The organism is Pseudophaeobacter sp. A-200-2 (assembly GCF_041008815.1).
GTDB classification, from domain to species: Bacteria; Pseudomonadota; Alphaproteobacteria; order Rhodobacterales; family Rhodobacteraceae; genus Phycobacter; species Phycobacter gallaeciensis_A.
The window spans coordinates 156,344-174,914 of the sequence record NZ_JAXGFU010000010.1; the positions used below are offsets into that span (position 1 = coordinate 156,344).

Sequence of the window (18,571 nt, forward strand, 5' to 3'; positions counted from 1 at the left end):
CCTTCATCCACCTTTTCCGGTGCGGAACCACGTTTCCGGGTCCACCGGACTGTTGTCCATTCTGACTTCTATATAGAGCGTTTCTGTGCGGTCAGTTCCACCCCCTTCACCGCTTAGTGACAAAATCGCACCAGCCTGCGGGGTCTGACCGCCCATCAAACCCACCGGGGTGCCTTCGGGAATGACCTGACCGGCAGTGCCATAGACCTCTGCCAGCCCTGACAGGATAAACAGCGTGTCCGGCTGCGGTTCCAGAATCACCACGTTGCCCAGATCCAGCAGTGGCCCGCGATAGCGGATCGTCGCCGCCGTGGGGCTGGTCACCAATGCCCTTGGACGGGCCGCGACCAGAAGGCCCGGCCGGGCAATCCCGGCGGCATCGCGGTCGCCATAGCCGCGCAGCACCAGCCCTTCGACCGGCAGCGGCAGATCGCCGCGCAGATCGCTGATGTCAGCGCGGCTTTCGATCACCGCACCGTCGGCAATTTCCGACAGCCCGCTGGCAAAGCCGGACAGTGTCTCGGTCGAGGAGATCAGTACCGCCGTGCGCATCGGATCCTCGGTAAACCGCCGTGGCAGATCGGTGCGGTCGGCAATCGCGGTCGAAAGCGCGGTGCGCGCCTGCTGGATGCCGCTCAGCCCCTCTTCCAGCTTGCCCGCCGCCGCCTGCTGCAACAGGCGCAGGGTCTGCACCTCTTCCAGATCCGCGCGCAGCGCCTCGGCCCGCGCATTGAGCCCCGGTGCAACCTCGGCCAGCATCATCGCCGAGCGCGCCGCCCCCAAAGGCCCCGAAGGATGCAGCATCAGCACCGGCGGCGAGGAGGTTTCAATTGTCTGGATGACCCCCAGCAGCTCGGCAATCTCGCCTTCGCGCGACTGCAATTGCGCAGTGAGCTGGGTTTCCCGCCGTGCCACGCCGCGCAGCCCGTCCCGCATGGCAGCCAGACCGGCCTCATAGGCGTGGATCGTCTCGCTCAGCGCCTTGACCCGGTCGCGGGCGCCATCGGCCTGTTCCATCCGCAGCGTTGCTGCCTCCAGCTGGGCGGCGGCCTCCCGCGCGGCGCGGGCAGCTGCCGTCTCGGCGCGCAGCGGTGCGGCCATCAGCAGGCACAGGGCCAGCCCCGGGATCAGGCGAAAGGCACGGTCAATCATGCAAGCAGGCTCTCTCCGGTCATCTCATCCGGTTTCGGCAGGCCCATCAGCTCCAGCAGCGTCGGCGCCAGATCCGCCAGCCGTCCGTTGCGCAGCTTGGCGCCTTCGGGGCCGCCGACCAGCGCCAGCGGCACCAGATTGGTGGTATGAGCAGTGTGGGCGCCGCCGGTTTCCGGGTCAATCATCACTTCGCAATTGCCGTGGTCCGCAGTCACCAGCATGGCGCCGCCCGCCTTTTCCAGCGCCGCGACGACCTTGGCCAGCCCCTGATCCACCGCCTCGCAGGCCTTGATCGCCGCCGGAATATCGCCAGTGTGGCCGACCATATCCGGGTTGGCGTAATTGGTGACGATCAGGTCATAGCCCTTCTCGATCGCCTCAACGAATTTCTCGGTCACCTCGGGCGCCGACATTTCAGGCTGCAGGTCATAGGTCGCGACCTTGGGCGATTTCGGCATGTAACGGTCCTCGCCCACCTCCGGCTCTTCCTTACCGCCATTGAGGAAGAAGGTCACATGCGGGTATTTCTCGGTCTCGGCCAAGCGGAACTGGGTGAGTCCCTGTTTCGCGACCCATTCGCCCAGCGTATTGACGATGGGCGCCTTGGGATAGCAGGTGGTCATATAGGCGTTATGTCCTTCAGAATATTCCACCATTCCCAGCAGCGCGGCCCACTGCGGACGCGGGCCGGTGTCGAAATCGGCAAAGCCCGGCTCGCCGATAGCGCGCAGGATCTCGCGCGCGCGGTCGGCGCGGAAATTGAGGCAGAAGAAGCCATCCCCATCCTGTGCGCCCGTGTAGCCCGACACCACGCTGGCGCTAATGAATTCATCAGTTTCCGACTGGTTATAGCCGTGATCCACCGCGTCGTGGGCATCGCGCACCGCACGCCCCTCGCCCTTAACCATCGCGTCATAGGCTTCCTTGACGCGTTCCCAGCGGTTGTCGCGGTCCATGGCATAATAGCGCCCCGTGACCGTGGCCACGCGGGCGCCTTCGGGCATCTTTTCTTTCAGTTCCTCGAAATAACCAAAGGCCGATTTCGGGGCCACGTCACGGCCGTCGGTCACGGCATGCAGCCAGACCGGAACCCCTGCGTCGCGGATCGCTTTGATCGCCGCCAGGATATGGGTGATATGCCCGTGCACACCCCCGTCCGAGACCAGCCCCATCAAATGCGCGGCGCCGCCGGTTTTCTTCAGCTTGGCGATAAACTCCTGCAGGGCGGTATTGTCAAAGAAAGAACCGTCCTCGATCGCAAGGTCGATTTGGCCAAGATCCATTGCCACCACCCGGCCGGCGCCGATATTGGTGTGGCCGACCTCGGAGTTGCCCATCTGCCCCGAAGGCAAGCCCACATCCGGCCCATGGGTGATCAGCCGCGCGGTGGGGCCTTTTTCCATGATCGCATCAAAAGTCGGCGTCTTGGCCAGATAGGGCGCATTCGCCACCCCCGGCTCCCCGGCGCCCCAGCCATCAAGAATACAGAGTACGACGGGTTTGGGGACAACGGGTTTCGGTCTGCTCATCGGTTCATCTCCGCCATGGTCGGGCTGTGTCAGCGTTGAAAGGCCTTCTACAGGCTTGCCGCGAAATGGGAAACCGCCGTTAGCGCCAGATGTGGCAAAGGGCGCAGGTAGAGGACGACACAACAGGCCGTTCTGGTCCGGCAACGCCGGACCGCGCCCGACCCTCCCCCATGGGAGGGCGCTTTGCACCCACCCAGGGTCGGGCGCGATCCCTGGCTCGGTGCCGCTTACCCCTCTGGCGTCAGGATATGCCGCAGCAGCGCAACGGGATGGGCACGCAAAGACAGGCGCATGGCGACGTAATCCTCCACCACCTCTTCGCCCAGAGGCATCTGCGGCAGATGGGCAGTGGGTTCATCAATGGCCTCACCTTCCAACTCGCGCTCGAACAGCGGCAGGGGTTTCTTGGCGGTAATCGCCTTGGCCTGCCACAACGCCTCACGACGCGACAACCCCAGCACGGCAAAGGCATCGGCCTCGGCCAGTCGTTCGATCACCGGCGGCGGCAGGCCCGCCTTGCGCCAGACGTCCTGCACCTCAGTATAGCCATTGCCGCGCGCCGCCGTGAGCCAGCTGACATCCTCGTCGCTGAGCCCTTTGATCTGTCGGAAGCCAAGGCGCAGCGCCAGCCCGCCCTGCCCGTCCGGCTCCATTACGTTGTCCCAGTAGCTAGCGTTGATGCAGATGGGGCGCACCTCCACCCCATGGGCGCGGGCGTCCCGCACGATCTGCGCAGGCGCATAAAACCCCATCGGCTGCGAATTGAGCAGAGCGCAGGCAAAGATCCCCGGATGGTGGCATTTGATCCAGGCCGAGGCATAGACCAAGAGCGCGAAACTGGCCGCGTGACTTTCGGGAAAGCCATAGGCGCCAAAGCCTTCGATCTGGGAAAAGCAGCGCTCGGAGAACTCCGCATCATAGCCATTGCGCGCCATGCCGCGCAGGAACAGGCTGCGGAATTCCGACACATTTCCGTGCTTGTTGAAGGTCGCCAGCGAACGGCGCAACCGGTCCGCCTGTTCGGGGGTAAAGCCCGCCCCCACCATGGCGATCTGCATCGCCTGCTCCTGAAACAGCGGCACGCCCATGGTCTTGCCCAGCACCTCACCCAGCGCGTCGGAGGGGAACTCCACCGGCTCCTCGCCATTGCGGCGGCGGATATAGGGATGCACCATATCGCCCTGAATGGGGCCGGGGCGGATGATCGCCACCTCGATCACCAGATCGTAGAAATTGCGCGGCCGCATGCGGGGCAGGAAATTCATCTGCGCCCGGCTTTCGACCTGAAAGACACCAATGCTGTCGGCCCGGCACAGCATGTCGTAGACCGCCGGATCCTCGGGCGGCAGCGTCGCCAGCGCGTAATCCAACCGGTGATGCTGCCGCATCAGGTCAAAGGCCTTGCGGATGCAAGTCAGCATGCCAAGGCTCAGCACATCGACCTTGAGAATGCCCAGCGCGTCAATATCGTCCTTGTCCCAGCAAATGACCGTGCGCCCCTCCATGGTGGCGTTCTCGATCGGCACCAATTCATCCAGCCGCCCCGCGGTGATGATGAAACCGCCGACATGTTGGCTAAGGTGCCGCGGAAAGCCGATGATCTGCCCCACCAGATCCAGCGTCTGGCGCAGGCGGGGCGCGTCGGGATCTAGTCCGATCTCGCGCAGGCGGGCATCGCCGCCGCCGCTGCGGTCAAAACTGCCCCACAGCTGCGAGGACATGGCGGCAATGGTATCCTCGCTCAGCCCCATGGCGCGGCCCACCTCGCGGATCGCGCGTTTGCCTCGGTAATGGATCACCGTCGCGCAGAGCCCCGCCCGGTGGCGGCCATAGCGGTCATAGATCCACTGGATCACCTCTTCGCGGCGCTCATGCTCAAAGTCCACATCGATGTCGGGCGGCTCATCGCGGGCCTCGGAGACAAAGCGCTCAAACACCATGGTGCCGGTTTCCGGGCTGACCGAGGTGACGCCCAGGCAATAACAAACCACCGAATTCGCAGCCGAGCCACGCCCCTGGCACAGGATCCCGCGCGAACGCGCGAAATCGACGATGTCGCGCACAGTCAGGAAATAAGGCTCGTATTTCAGACGGGCGATCAGCGTCAGCTCATGCTCCAGCATGTCGCGCACCTTTGGCGGCGCGCCTGCGGGATAGCGCCAGATCAGCCCCTCTTCTGCCAGACGGCGCAGACGCGCGGACGGGGTTTCACCCTCCAGCCCCTCATCCGGGTAGTCATAGCGCAGCTCATCCAGCGAGAACGTGAGCCGCGCTGCGAGATCCTGCGCCCGGGTCAGCGCCCCCTCATGCCCGCGAAAGATCCGCTGCATCTCATGCGGTGCACGCAGGCGCTGTTCGCCATTGGCAAGGGCGGCGCGGCCCAGATCCTCGACCCGGCAGCGCAGGCGAATGGCGCTGAGCACGTCCGCAAGGCGGCGGCGCGATCCGTGGTGCATGCGCGGGGCGGCGCTGGCAATCGTGGGTAGGTTCAGCGTGTTTGCCTGTTCCTCCAGCCGGGCAAAGCGACGCCCATCCCGCCCATCATAAGCAGGTGCCATCATCAGGTGCATCCGCCCGGCAAAGCGGCGCGTCAGCGCCTTTATATGCGGCGCCCATCCGCCCGCGCCGCCCGGCAGGTGTTCCGCCGGTGGCAGGAGCAGCAGGTGCAGCCGCTCGCCCTGCTCCAGAAGGTCGGCCAATTCCAGATGACAGGCGCCTTTTTCGGCCCGCAACCGCCCAGCCGAGATCAGTCGGCACAGGCTCCCCCAGCCCATGCGGTCCTCTGGCAAGGCGATCAGCGGCGGCGCATCGGCGAACACCAGCCGCGCTGCCGGGATCAGCCGTGGCACCGCATAAATCGGAAAGGACGGCGCGGGTGACACATCCGCAGGCCGGGGCGGCCCGATGGGCGTATTGTCCCGGTCCCAGGCCTGTCGCTCTGCCACACGCCGGGCAATATCGCGGCAATGGCTGTGCGCGCGCACGATCCCCGCCACCGAATTCTCGTCCGCAATGGCCAGCGCCTCCATCCCCAGCGCCACCGCACGCTCCACGTACTCCTCCGGGTGCGACGCCCCGGTGAGAAAGGTGAAGTTGGACAGAATCGCGAATTCAACAGACATGCCTCCAGTATATATTCATGTTTTGTTCTTATTTCGAGTCACCCATTCCGCCACAAGGTGCCGCCCCGCGGATCCCGCCCGAAGGGGGATCCGCGCCACGCCCAACCGGGGAAAATCCGGCCCTGCCGGTTTTGAAACGGGCGGGAGCCTCTGCCTGCTTTCACCATCAGCCGGATGCGCAGGATCCGGGTCGCCACCGCCCTGACACTGCGGGCAATGTCGCGTCAGAACAGGAGACAGACATGCTGACAATCACCGCCCTTACAACCGACACCGCCCGCGCCCTGCAGGCCGGAGGCCTTGATGCAAACGGCCAGACACCGGAACGTAGCACATCAGGCGGAGCCGGAAATCCCTGCCGCCACTGCCTGCGCTACATCCCCGAAGGCGCCGGGATGCTGATCCTTGCCCACCGTCCCTTTCCCACCCCGCAGCCCTATGCCGAGGTCGGGCCGATTTTTCTTTGTGCAGAGGAATGCTCCCGCCACGAAGGGGACGCGATGCCCGAGGTGCTGCAAGGCTCTCCCGATTATCTGATCAAGGGTTACGGACAGGATGACCGTATCGTCTATGGCACCGGCGCGGTGGTGGAGGCGGAGCGCATGATGGGACAGGCCGAGGAGATCTTCGCCGATCCCCGCATCGCCTATATCCACATCCGATCGGCTCGCAACAACTGCTATCAGGCGCGAATTGATCGAGAGTGAATGCAAGTAGGCCAGCGCCCGACCCAGGGTGGGTGCAACGCGCCCTCCCTGGGGGAGGGTTGGGCGCTGCCCGGCCTGACGGCCGGACGAACAGGTTGGCGCCTACAGCGCTTTCCCCATGGCATAGTTATGCATGGCCACGCCCCGGCGCAGGAAATCGCGGCGCCCCTCATCGGTGAATCCTTGCCGCAGGAAGAACCGGCGGGCGGCCTCGCTGGCCTCGACGTAAAGTCCGGACAGGCCCTGTGCGAAGGCCTCCTCCTCAAGCCGAGCATAGAGCAACGCGCCTAGGCCTGTGCCCGCATGATCCGGCGCGATGTAGAAACAGTCGATATGGCCATCCGGCTCCAGCTCGATGAACCCCTGCGCCACGTCATCCTGATCCGCTGCGACCCAGATCTGTCGCCCATCCTTCGCGCGCTGCCGGATCACATCGGTCGGCGCTTCCTCCGGGCTCCAGGCCACGCATTGCGCCGGGGAATAATCCCGCGCGCCGATCCCGTGCACGGCGGCATGAAAGATGCGGCCCCAATCCGCCGCATCACGCTCCTCGAATGGACGAATGCGCATCGGGGTGCCCCTCAGGCAGATTTCGTAAGCGCGAGGAAGACATCCTCCAGATCCGCCTCTTCGGTCTTCACATCGCGAATCGAGATCCCGGCGGCGCGCACGGCGGCCAGCACATCCTCGGCGCTGGTTTTCTGGCTGTGATAGCGCAACACCACGGCGCCATCACCGCGCAGCTCGGACTCGATGCCTTCGCCTTTTGGCAGATCGCTCACCGGAGCGGCCGGATGCACCACCATGGCGCGGGCATCGAGACGGCCCAGCAGATTGGCGGTGCTGTCGCGCGCCACCACCTCGCCCTGGTTGATGATGGCGATCTCGTCGCACATCTCCTCGGCCTCTTCCAGATAATGGGTAGTGAGGATGATGGTCATGCCCTGCTGGTTCAGCTTGCGCACGTTTTCCCACAGCATCTGACGCAGCTCGATATCCACCCCGGCGGTGGGTTCGTCCAGCACCAGGATATTGGGACGGTGCACCAGCGCCTTGCCTAGCAAAAGCCGCCGCCGCATGCCGCCCGACAGGGTCCGGGCATAGGCTTCGGCCTTGTCCTCCAGCCCGATCATGCGCAGGATCTCATCGCTGTAGCGTTCGGATTTCGGCACGCCATAAAGGCCCGCCTGCACCTCCAGCGCGCCGCGCGGGGTGAAGAAGGGGTCCAGATTCAGCTCCTGCGGCATCACCCCGATCGAAGCGCGGCTCTGGCGCGGGTTTTCGTCCTGATCAAAGCCCCAGATCGTCACCTTGCCGCTGGTTTTCACCACCAGCCCCGCAAGGATGTTGATCAGGGTGGACTTGCCGGCCCCGTTGGGCCCGAGCAGCCCAAAGACCGATCCGCGCGGCACCGTCAGATCGATGCCCTTCAGCGCGTGTTTCTCGGGCTGGCCCTTGCCGCCCTTGTAGGTTTTGCGCAAGCTTTCGATCCGGATTGCATCATCAGTCATCGCGGCTCTTGCTCCCTCGGCTGTCCTGTCACATAAAGCCCCTAACCCATCAGCAAGAGGATCGCCAGCCGATGACCATCGAAGCGCCTGAAACCAAGATCGTTGACAGCTACCGTGTCGCCTGCGACGGCGGCGAAGGCGCGCTCGGACATCCGCGGGTCTACCTGCAGATCCCCGAGGATACCGGCTGGGTCGAATGCCCCTATTGCGACTGCAAGTACATCCACAAGGATTTCGAAGGTAAAGCCAACTGATCCCGCCTTTTCCGGCAGATCAGCATGCCTGAGACGACGAAAGGCGCCCACGGGAGACCGGAGGCGCCTTTTCTATATTCTATCGTCATTTGGGCCAGTCAGCTCGGAATTATCCGCTATCTGGCCCGTGGCCTCAGACCATGTCGAGTTCGTCCTCGTCCATAGCCGCCTCTTCGCTCGCGCCCGCGTCACTCTCTGCATCCGGCTCAAGGCTCAGCGCCGCCATGAGCTCCTGACCGGACTCATCGCCAGAGGCCGAGAGGCCCTCAAGCGCGTCATCATAGGCCATCAGCACCTCATCAGCATCCTGAAAGCCGCCTTCGGGTGCATCGATTCGGAACAGTTCCTCGGGTTCCCCATCCGCGCCATCGCCATAGAAGATGATGGATTCGATTGAGGTTACTTCGCCATAGACCTCGTCCGTATCGAAGTAGGACAGGTAGTTTTCAAAGGTCGGCTCGGTGCCCTCGGGCAGTGCGATGTTGTTATAGGGGTTCGGATCGGGTTCTTCGTCCAGAATATAGGTACCGCCCAAGGGCGCGCCCGTGTCAGAGAACTCCTCACCAAAGAAGATCTTGCTGTAGGTAGGGTCTTCCGGCTCCTCGGGCACCTCCGGCTCTTCGGGGTCCGTGGAAACGCCCTTGATCGATCCCGCATCAGTGGTTGTCGAGGTGGCCCGAACACCGAAAATATCAATATCTTCAAGGCTGTCGACATCCAGAGACACCGTCAGCGTATCGCCATCCGACAGATAGGTTTCCTTGTCTTCCCCCTCCGGACCAAGACCTGGATCGCTCAGCGCTGCAGCATCGTCCCACTGGATCTTATCGCCTTCAAGCCGGGTCCCGTTCATGTTGAGCGGACCATCCAGCGAGGCGCTGTCACCCGAAAAGTCGTCGTCGCCAAAATAGACGGCATTCACATCCATCGCCCCTTCGACGACCGAAATATCGGCAAAGAATTCGCCATTTTCCTCATAAAGGGAGACCGTGTAGGACAGCCCTTCTGCTTCATAATTGAAGACCTTTGCATAATCCGGCATCCGGTTCTCCTTCACTCAAACGCAAGGTTGGTGGAACAGATTTTTCCAAATTCAGCATCCCCCCAGGCTCCCACCTCGGGCACGCGCGATTGACGCTTGATACACCAGAAACTTAAAATGCCGGAGAAAAACCGCCGACACGGGGTGGAAACAGACTGTTTACCACTAGCCTGATGCCCGGTTTTCGTGCCGCCAATCTTGGTATCTCGTCAGGCCGATAGGCCGGACAGCCCCCGCCCCTCCCCGGCAAAAGGGAAGCGGGCCGTCCTTACCCATGCCCCGCAATCCTGCTGATTGCCCGGCTTTGCGGAAACTCCAATTGCCCTTGGCCATCGGATCACCGATAACCCGAAAACAGAACACGAACAGTTTCCCGGGAAGGAGCGCGACAGTCATGAGCGGTACGCAATTCGGCAAAGGCTGCCATCTTCACCTGATCGACGGCTCGGCCTTCATTTTCCGGGCCTACCACGCGCTGCCGCCACTGACGCGCAAATCGGACGGGCTGCCGATCGGCGCAGTTGCTGGCTTTTGCAACATGCTGGTGAAATACATCGAGACCAATACCGGCCCCGATGCGCCCACCCATGTGGCAGTCATCTTCGATCACTCGGGCAAGACCTTCCGCAACGATCTTTATGATCTTTACAAGGCCAACCGCCCGCCTGCGCCCGAAGACCTGCGTCCGCAGTTCCCGCTGACCCGCGACGCCACCCGTGCCTTCAACATCGCTTGCAAGGAGATCGAAGGTTTCGAGGCCGACGACATCATCGCCACCCTGGCCCATCAGGCGCGCGATGCGGGCGGGCGCTGCACCATCATTTCCTCGGACAAGGACCTGATGCAGCTGGTCGGCGGCGGCGTCGAGATGCTGGACGCGATGAAGAACAAGCGCATCGACAGTGACGGCGTGATGGAAAAATTCGGCGTCGGCCCCGACCGGGTGGTCGATGTGCAGGCACTGGCCGGTGACAGCGTCGATAACGTCCCCGGCGCGCCGGGCATCGGGATCAAGACCGCCGCGCTGCTGATCAATGAATTCGGCAGCCTTGATGAGCTGCTGGACCGCGCCGAAGAAATCAAACAGCCCAAGCGCCGCCAGACCTTGATCGAGAAACGCGACCAGATCGAACTGTCGAAAAAGCTGGTGCAGCTGGACTGCGACATGACGCTCGACTTCTCGCTTGATGATCTGGAACTGCGCGAACCCGATCCGGATACGGTACTGAATTTCCTGACCGAGATGGAATTCCGCACCCTCAGCACCCGGATGGCCAAGCAGATGGGCCGCGAAGCGCCGGTGATCCCCGAGCCCACCGCTACCCCCGCTGCGGCAGCAGAGGACGATCCGGCAGAGGCCGTGCCTTTCGACGCCGAAAAATACGAATGCGTACGCGATGCCGAGGCGCTGCAGGTCTGGATCGACCGGATCCGGGGCCGCGGCTGGGTTGCCTTTGACACCGAGACCACCGGCCTCAATGAAATGACCGCCGATCTGGTAGGTGTATCCCTGTGTGTGGAGCCGGGCGAAGCCTGCTATATCCCGCTCACCCACAAGGCCGAGGCAGGCAGCGACGATCTTTTTGGATCGGATGCCTTGGCCGAGGGCCAGATGGATTTCGACACGGCACTTTCGATGCTGAAACCGGTGCTTGAGGATCCCGCGACCCTCAAGATCGGCCAGAACATGAAATACGATGCCAAGATCATGGCCCGCCAACGCGGAGCGGGCTTTGCGGATGGCATCACCGTCGCGCCCTATGACGACACCATGCTGCTGTCATACTCCCTGCACGGGGGGGAGCACGGTCACGGCATGGACACGCTTTCGGAACGGTACCTTGATCACACGCCGATCCCGATCAAGCCTCTCTTGGGCACAGGCAAATCCGCGATCACATTCGACCGGGTGCCGATTGCCGATGCCGTGCCTTACGCAGCCGAGGACGCCGATATCACCCTGCGCCTGTGGAAGACGTTCAAACCGCAGCTGCACCGCGAAAAGGTCACCACCGTCTATGAAACGCTGGAACGGCCCCTGTCGCCGGTGCTGGCCCGGATGGAGCGTCACGGCATCAAGGTCGACCGCGACACGCTGAGCCGCATGTCCAACGCCTTTGCCCAGAAGATGGCGGCGCTGGAGGATGAGATCCACACCCTCGCCGGTGAAAGCTTCAACGTCGGCAGCCCGAAACAGCTGGGCGAGATCCTGTTCGACAAGATGGGCATCGAAGGCGGCAGGAAAGGCAAGACCGGCGCCTATGCCACCGGCGCCGATATCCTGGAAGAGCTGGCGACCGAACACGAACTGCCCGCCCGCGTGCTGGACTGGCGGCAATTATCGAAATTGAAATCGACCTACACCGACGCGCTTCAGGATCACATCAACCCGGAAACGGGGCGGGTGCATACCTCCTATGTGCAGACCGGCGCCAACACCGGACGCCTCGCCTCAGCCGATCCGAACCTGCAGAACATCCCCGTCCGCTCCGAGGAAGGCCGCCGCATCCGCGAGGCCTTCGTGGCGGAGACCGGCAACAAGCTGCTGTCGCTCGACTACAGCCAGATCGAGTTGCGCATCCTCGCCCATGTGGCCGATATCGGCACGCTGAAACAGGCCTTTGCCGATGGGCTGGACATTCACGCCATGACCGCCTCCGAGGTCTTTGACGTGCCGCTGGATGAAATGACGCCCGACATCCGCCGCAAGGCCAAGGCGATCAACTTTGGCGTCATCTACGGCATCTCGGGATTTGGCCTGGCGCGCAATCTGCGTATCCCGCGGGCAGAGGCACAGGGCTTCATCGACCGCTATTTCGAACGTTTCCCCGGTATCCGAAAATACATGGACAGCACCGTGGAGTTCGCCAAGGAGCACGGCCACGTGCAGACCCTGTTCGGGCGCAAGATCCACACGCCCGAGATCAACGCCAAGGGACCGCGCGCCGGTTTTGCCAAACGGGCTGCGATCAACGCGCCGATCCAGGGCACAGCCGCCGACGTGATCCGCCGCGCCATGGTCCGGATGCCGGATGCCATCGCCCACCTGCCCGCCAAGATGCTGTTGCAGGTGCACGACGAATTGATCTTCGAGGTGCCCGAGTCGGCGGTGGAGGAAACCACCGAAACCGCCCGCCGGGTGATGGAAAGCGCCGCAGATCCGGCGGTGCATCTGGATGTGAAACTGACCGTCGATGCCGGGACCGGCGACAACTGGGCCGAAGCCCACTAAGCGCGCCCGCCCTGATCCAACCTGTTCCAACCTGATCCCAGGCCTAGAAGTACCCCCGGCTGCTTGGCAGCCGGGGGTATATCTTTCAGTTACTGGCTTTTTACCTGCAGGCTGGGTTGGCCGCGCGCCTACTCAACCCGGCCAAACAGCGCGTCCATCTTGCGCGCCAGTTTGGCATCCTGCGCGCTGAGGCCTCCCACGTCATGGGTGGTCAGAACCACCCAGACCCGGTTGTAGATATTGCGCCACTCCGGATGGTGGTTCCACTTTTCCGCCCAGATCGCCGCTCGGGTCATCCAGCCAAAGGCCTCGTCGAAACCTGCGAACAGATAGACCTTGGTGATGGCATCGCGCCCTTCCACCATGCTCCAGCCCGCAGCGAACAGCGGATCCAGCAGCGGGCCACGGGTGGCCTCGGAGAGTTTCTCGGTCATTCCTGTTCCTCCACTTGTGCCTTTCGGAACGGACCATAATCGGTGAGGATCTCGATCTCTTCCTCGACCGCGGCCCGCTCGGCCTCCAGATAGCGTTGTACCGCATCTGCGAACCCGGGATCACCAATCCAATGCAGGCTGTGCGTCTGCGTCGGCAAATAACCGCGCGCCAGCTTGTGCTCACCCTGCGCGCCGGCCTCGACCCGCTTCAGCCCCATCGCGATGGCCTGTTCAATCGCCTGATAATAGCACAGTTCGAAATGCAGGAACGGGTGATGCTCGATGCAGCCCCAGTAGCGGCCATAGAGCGTCTCGCGACCGATGAAGTTCAGCGCCCCGGCAACCGGGCGCCCGTCCCGTTCGGCCAGCACCAGCAGCATGTCATCCGCCATGACCTCATGCGCGATATCGAAGAAGGCGCGGCTGAGGTAGGGAGAGCCCCATTTACGGCTGCCGGTGTCCTGATAGAACTCCCAGAAGGCATCCCAGTGCTCGGGGCGCAGATCAGCGCCAGTGTAACAGGCGATCTCACCGCCAAACGCCTGCGCCTGCCGCCGTTCCTTGCGCAGTGTCTTGCGCTTGCGCGACGACAGCGCCGCAAGGAAATCGTCGAAATCGGCATAGTCGTCGTTCAGCCAGTGGTATTGCTGAGTGGCGCGGCTCATCAATCCGATCTCGGAACCGATCTGCGCTTCCTCCTCGGTGCAAAAGGTCACATGCAGCGAAGAGACGTGATTGTCCGCCGCCAGCTGCACCGCGCCCTGCACCAGCGCCGAATGGCCGATGCCCTCGGCGCCTGGGCGCACCAGCAGGCGGCGACCGGTTGCGGGAGTAAAGGGCACCGCGATCTGCAGCTTGGGATAATAACGCCCGCCCGCCTGCTCATAGGCATGGGCCCAGTTGTGATCGAAGATATATTCGCCCTGGCTGTGCGATTTGGCATAAAGCGGCGCGCAGGCGATCAGCTGCCCGTCCTGATAGGCGGTCAGATACTGCGGCTGCCAGCCAGTGCCGCGCCCGACCGATCCGCTTTGCTCCAACGCCAGCAGAAACCTATGGGTGGTAAAGGGATCGAGCGGGCGCCTACCATCCGCGGCCTCGGAGCAGGCGCAGGCGTCCCAGTCCCCGGCAGCGATCTGCGACAGGGACTCCAGAACCTGAATTTCGATCCGTGCCTGATCCATGCGGCCTCCTTTGCTCATCAGTATCTGGCCCCTGTCCGGGGCGGATCAAGACGGCAGCGGGGAAAGATAATTCTCAAAGGTCACATTGTCAGCATAGCTGCGCGCCTCCGCCTCTTCGGCAGGCGAAGTTATGGTCCAGCACAGCACCGGAACCCCGGCATCGCGCAGCGCCTGCACCCGGGGTCGGGCCAGATCGCTGGCTTCGTGGCTGATGAAACAGGCCTCTGCCCGGTCAAAATCCGGAATATTGCGCAGATCGTTGCAGACCGCGCGGGGTAGTTCAGGCCATTCTTCGGGCACATAGGCGCTGGTGACGATGCCGCGCGCGATATGAGGCGCCAGACGCGCCAGTTCGGCCACGGAATGCGGGTTGAAAGACATCAGTGCCACCGGCCCCTCATAGCCCTGCAAGGCCGCCACGGCGGCCTGTTCCAGCGCGCCCACGTTCGCGCCCATCTGACCGTCCTGATCCTTGATCTCGATCAGCAGCGGCGCCTGCCCGGCCACCAACTGCAGCACTTCGGCGAAATCCGGTATGCATTCGCCATCGCCGCCGCTGAGTGGGATCTGGCGCAGCGCCTCTGCCGTGCGGGCCCGGACCGGGCCGGTCTCTTCGGTCAGGCGCTCAAGCGTGTCATCGTGAAACACCATGGGCTGGCCGTCGGCAGAGAGTTGCAGATCGATCTCGATCGCATAGCCCGCCGCGATGGCCGCGCGGATCGCCGCGCGGCTGTTTTCAGGTCGCCCCGCCGCCAGATTGTGCAGCGCGCGATGCGCCACCGGCAGCTTCAGGAACGGGGCCGGTAGTGCGGGCCTCATTTGATCTGGAACACCGCGTCGATTTCAACAGCAACGCCCAGCGGCAGAGAGGGGCTGCTGACGGCGGAGCGCGCGTGCCGACCGGCATTGCCAAGCGCCGCCACCAGGAAATCGGAGGCACCGTTCACCACCTGCGGCTGCTGGGTGAAATCGGCAGTGGAATTGACAAAGGCGCCCAGTTTTACGACCCGCACCAGACGCTCCAGATCACCGCCGCAAGCCGCCTTCAACTGTGCCAGAAGCGCGATGGCGCAGCGTTTTGCCGCCGCCTGACCGGCCTCGACCTCCATGTCATCGCCAAGGGTGCCGGTAATCAGCCCGCTTTCATCCGCCGAAATCTGACCGGAGACATAAACCATGTCCCCTGCTACGACGTAGGGCACGTAGTTTGCCGCCGGTGCCGGGGCTTCGGGCAGGGTAACGCCCAGTTCTGCAAGTTTGGCTTCGATGCTCATGACGGCTGTCCTCCAGATCATTGTTTGGAGGCGACGCTAGCGCCGAAGCAGGCCGCCGAAAAGAGCAAAACGCCCTGTCGGCGGCCCGCGTGATCAGGTTTCGCGGAAGGCCTTGACGAAATAATCGCTCAGCGGTTTCAGCAGATAGGCCATGGGCGAATGATCCTTGGTGCGGATATAGCTTTCCACCGGCATGCCTGGGATCAGGGCGGTATCCGCAGGCAGTCTTTCCAGCTCGCCTTCGTTCAACTCGATCTCGGCGCGGTAGTAAGAGACCCGCGTACCTTCGTCCTCAAAAGCGTCAGCAGAGACCTGCGTCACCTTGCCGAAGAGTTCCGGGGTCTGGCGCTGATCCAGCGCCGAGAAGCGCAGCGTCACCGACTGACCGACAAAGATCTGATCGATATCCGTCGGTACCACCTGCACCGCGATCACCAACGGCCGGTCTTGCGGCACCAGATACAGCACCGGTTCTGCCGGGCGGATCACCGAACGCGGCGTGTGGACCTGCATACCATAGACAACGCCCGAGACCGGCGCGGTGATATCGAGCCGGTTCAGCCGCTCCAGAACCGAGCGGCGGGTTTCGGCCAGCTCCAGTTCCTGATAGCGCAGATCACGTAGCCGGGTGATCGCCTCTTCGCGCTGGCGCGAGCCAAGCGTCAGGATCTGGATGTCGATTTCGGTGATGCGGCCTTCGGCCTGGGCCTGATTGGCCAGGAGTTCCCCCAGAGAGCCGCTGAGGTTCGCCTCGGTGCGGCGCAGGTTCAGAACCGTGCCAGCCTGCGCCAGCCCGCGCTCCAGAAGGGTCTGCTGGTTCTTCAGTTCCTCGCCGATCAGCTCCAGCTGAACCCGCATGGAATCCTGCTGCGCCTTGATGCCGACGATCTGATCGTTGATCTGGGCGCGACGTTTCTCCAGTTGCTCGATCTCGCGGGCAGTGGAATCCCGGCGGGCCAGGAACAGACGCTGCTGCCCCTCCATAAGGTCGCGCACCTCGGGCCGCTCGGGGGCCAAAGCCACCAGTTCGGCGTCAAACGTGATTTCCTCCGCCTCGTCGCGCTCGGCCTCAAGCCGCCCACGGCGGGCCATCATCTCGAACAGCTGGCCTTCGGTGATCACCAGCCGCGAGTGCAGTTCGGCCGCATCAAGACGCAGCAGCGTCTGCCCGGCGGCAACGGTATCGCCTTCGTCAACCAGAATTTCCGATACGATGCCACCATCCAGATGCTGAACCACCTGACGGTTGCGATCCACCTCAATCCGACCGGTCGCCACAACTGCGCCCGCGATCGAGGACATCACCGCCCAGGTTCCAAACCCACCGACCAGGATCAGCAGTCCAAGAAGCCCGATGGCCAGCGGACGCCGGGCGGACCAGTCTTTTTCTACGCTCATTGTACACCTCCGGGGGCCCGTGCCTTGCGGATCGTCTGATGGTTCGCGACCATTTCCTGCAGTACCTTGTCCTTGGGACCAAAGGCGGTCTGTACACCCTGGTCGATCACCAGCAGCAGATCGCATTCCTGAATGGCCGCTGGACGGTGGGCCATGATCATCACCGATTTTCCTTCGGCCTTGAGCTGTTTGATCGCCTGATTGAGTGCCACCGATCCGTCATTGTCGAGGTTCGAATTGGGCTCGTCCAGAATGACAAAAACCGGATCATCATAAAGCGCGCGCGCCAAAGCAACCCGCTGCATCTGACCGCCGGACAGACGCCCCCCACCGGAAGAAACCGCGGTGTCATAGCCGTCAGGCAGCTTGACGATCATATCATGCGCGGCAGCCTTCTTGGCCGCAGCGACAACCTTTTCGGCATCCGGCTCCTGGGACAGCCGGGCAATGTTCTGGGCGATGGTGCCGTCAAACAGCTGTACCCGCTGCGGCAGATACCCGATGTGGCGGCCCAGAACGTCCGGCGCATATTGATCGATGGAGGCCCCGTCCAGCCGCACCGTGCCCGCTGCCGGGCGCCAGGCCCCGGTCAGCGCCTTGGCCAGGGTGGATTTGCCCGATCCCGACGGGCCGATCACGCCGATGGCCTGTCCCGGTTGCACCCGGAACGACACGTTGCGCAGCTGCGCTTTGTTGTCGCCGGGCGGCACCACCGCCAGCCCCTGCACCTCGAGCAGCGCCTTGGGTTGCGGCAGCGCGGTGCGCTCCTGTTCCGGCGGCACCTTGGCCAGAAGTTCGCCGAGGTTGCTCCAGCCTTTCATGGCGCGCTGCACCATGGGCCACTGACCGAGACCCAACTCGATCGGGGCCAGCGCCCGGCCCATCAGGATCGACCCGGCGATCATCGCCCCGGGTGTCATCTCGCCCTGAAGTACCAGATAGGCACCCAGCCCCAGCATCGCCGATTGCAGAAACAATCGCAGCGTCTTGGTGAGGGTGGTGAAGCCGCCGCCAGTGTCATTGGCCGCGATATTGTCCTTCAGCGCCGACGTGCGCGCCTTCTGCCAGCGCTGGAAGGCGGCGCCGCGCATCCCCATCGACTGGATCATCTCCGCCTCGGTGCGGATTTCCTCGGACATCAGGTTGGCCTTGTGGCCGGACATATTGGCTTTTTGCAGCGGCGTACGACTCAGCAACTGGTTGAGAAGGGCAATCCCGATCAGCACCGCGCCACCGGTCAGGGCCAGCAGCCCAAGCCAGGGGTGGAACAGAGCGATCCCCGCCAGGAACACCGGTGTCCACGGCAGATCGAAAGCAGCGCCCAGAACCGGCGAGGAAATCAGCCGCTGGATCGATTCCAGATCGCTGAGGCCGGTCTGGGCGACCGGGTCGCGCGCCACCGCCGAGCGGCGGATCATGGCATCGAACACCCGCTGGTCCAGCGCCGCCTGGAACCGAGCCCCGGCCCGGGCCAGGATCCGGCCACGGGCGTAATCCAGAAGACCCATCATGCCGTAAAGGAACACCACCAGGAGCGACAGGGCGACCAGCGTGGCCTCGGAGCGGCTGCCCAGGACCCGGTCATAGACCTGCATCATATAAAGCGGGCCGGTCAGCATCAGCATGTTCACGAAAAAGCTGAAGACTCCGGTAGACCAGAAAAGCCCACGGTTGCGGCGACGCACATACCGAAGCTCATCAAATCCCGGTTTTATATTTTTTTCCTTCATCT

15 protein-coding genes are annotated in these 18,571 nt (G+C 63.3%); 3 read left to right on the forward strand and 12 right to left on the reverse strand.

Features of this window, described 5'->3' with window-relative positions; genetic code table 11:
• Positions 1-3: 3 nt before the first annotated feature.
• The 3 genes from SM766_RS16260 to SM766_RS16270 form a co-directional block, all read right to left on the reverse strand.
• Positions 4-1,152: a murein hydrolase activator EnvC family protein gene (locus SM766_RS16260; RefSeq protein ID WP_274838203.1), complete on the reverse strand. Its 1,149-nt coding sequence runs from the start codon at positions 1,150-1,152 to the stop codon at positions 4-6.
• Entirely contained in the window at positions 1,149-2,681 is a 1,533-nt protein-coding gene (gpmI, locus tag SM766_RS16265; RefSeq protein WP_368948460.1) for a 2,3-bisphosphoglycerate-independent phosphoglycerate mutase, read from the reverse strand. Before gpmI ends, SM766_RS16260 begins: the two co-directional genes overlap by 4 nt.
• Before the next feature lie 227 nt (positions 2,682-2,908).
• On the reverse strand, positions 2,909-5,803 hold the full coding sequence (locus SM766_RS16270; RefSeq protein ID WP_368948461.1) for an error-prone DNA polymerase: 2,895 nt from the start codon (positions 5,801-5,803) through the stop codon (positions 2,909-2,911).
• A 242-nt stretch (positions 5,804-6,045) separates the two neighbouring features.
• Between SM766_RS16270 and SM766_RS16275 the strand changes: the two genes are divergently transcribed.
• Positions 6,046-6,510, forward strand: a complete 465-nt coding sequence (locus tag SM766_RS16275; RefSeq protein WP_274830386.1) for a DUF1203 domain-containing protein — start codon at positions 6,046-6,048, stop codon at positions 6,508-6,510.
• Positions 6,511-6,612: 102 nt separating this feature from the next.
• Here the strand turns inward: SM766_RS16275 and SM766_RS16280 are convergent, their stop codons facing one another.
• Positions 6,613-7,080, reverse strand: coding sequence for a GNAT family N-acetyltransferase (locus SM766_RS16280; protein WP_368948462.1), 468 nt, complete (start codon positions 7,078-7,080; stop codon positions 6,613-6,615).
• Between the two features lie 11 nt (positions 7,081-7,091).
• Positions 7,092-8,021, reverse strand: a complete 930-nt coding sequence (locus tag SM766_RS16285; protein WP_065271656.1) for an ABC transporter ATP-binding protein — start codon at positions 8,019-8,021, stop codon at positions 7,092-7,094.
• Between the two features lie 71 nt (positions 8,022-8,092).
• Between SM766_RS16285 and SM766_RS16290 the strand changes: the two genes are divergently transcribed.
• Positions 8,093-8,275 (forward strand): zinc-finger domain-containing protein, encoded by a 183-nt coding sequence (locus tag SM766_RS16290; protein WP_065271657.1) that lies wholly within the window; start codon positions 8,093-8,095, stop codon positions 8,273-8,275.
• 133 nt (positions 8,276-8,408) lie between these two features.
• Here the strand turns inward: SM766_RS16290 and SM766_RS16295 are convergent, their stop codons facing one another.
• On the reverse strand, positions 8,409-9,317 hold the full coding sequence (locus SM766_RS16295) for a hypothetical protein (protein WP_368948463.1): 909 nt from the start codon (positions 9,315-9,317) through the stop codon (positions 8,409-8,411).
• Positions 9,318-9,711: 394 nt separating this feature from the next.
• Here SM766_RS16295 and polA point away from each other — a divergent pair, with 394 nt between their 5' ends.
• Complete coding sequence (polA, locus tag SM766_RS16300) at positions 9,712-12,549, forward strand: DNA polymerase I (RefSeq protein ID WP_368948464.1); 2,838 nt, start codon at positions 9,712-9,714, stop codon at positions 12,547-12,549.
• 128 nt (positions 12,550-12,677) lie between these two features.
• Here the strand turns inward: polA and SM766_RS16305 are convergent, their stop codons facing one another.
• The 6 genes from SM766_RS16305 to SM766_RS16330 all read right to left on the reverse strand — a co-directional run bounded on the left by SM766_RS16305 (position 12,678) and on the right by SM766_RS16330 (position 18,569).
• Entirely contained in the window at positions 12,678-12,983 is a 306-nt protein-coding gene (locus SM766_RS16305; RefSeq protein ID WP_274830390.1) for a 4a-hydroxytetrahydrobiopterin dehydratase, read from the reverse strand.
• Positions 12,980-14,167: a GNAT family N-acetyltransferase gene (locus SM766_RS16310; protein ID WP_368948510.1), complete on the reverse strand. Its 1,188-nt coding sequence runs from the start codon at positions 14,165-14,167 to the stop codon at positions 12,980-12,982. The genes SM766_RS16305 and SM766_RS16310 overlap by 4 nt, the downstream gene beginning before the upstream one ends.
• A gap of 45 nt (positions 14,168-14,212) precedes the next feature.
• On the reverse strand, positions 14,213-14,986 hold the full coding sequence (locus SM766_RS16315; RefSeq protein WP_368948465.1) for a glycerophosphodiester phosphodiesterase family protein: 774 nt from the start codon (positions 14,984-14,986) through the stop codon (positions 14,213-14,215).
• Entirely contained in the window at positions 14,983-15,441 is a 459-nt protein-coding gene (locus SM766_RS16320) for a RidA family protein (RefSeq protein ID WP_368948466.1), read from the reverse strand. Before SM766_RS16320 ends, SM766_RS16315 begins: the two co-directional genes overlap by 4 nt.
• Positions 15,442-15,534: 93 nt before the next feature.
• On the reverse strand, positions 15,535-16,839 hold the full coding sequence (locus SM766_RS16325; RefSeq protein ID WP_347508907.1) for an HlyD family type I secretion periplasmic adaptor subunit: 1,305 nt from the start codon (positions 16,837-16,839) through the stop codon (positions 15,535-15,537).
• A complete protein-coding gene (locus tag SM766_RS16330; RefSeq protein WP_368948467.1) occupies positions 16,836-18,569 on the reverse strand; it encodes a type I secretion system permease/ATPase in 1,734 nt (577 codons plus the stop codon). Before SM766_RS16330 ends, SM766_RS16325 begins: the two co-directional genes overlap by 4 nt.
• Between the last annotated feature and the right edge of the window lie 2 nt (positions 18,570-18,571).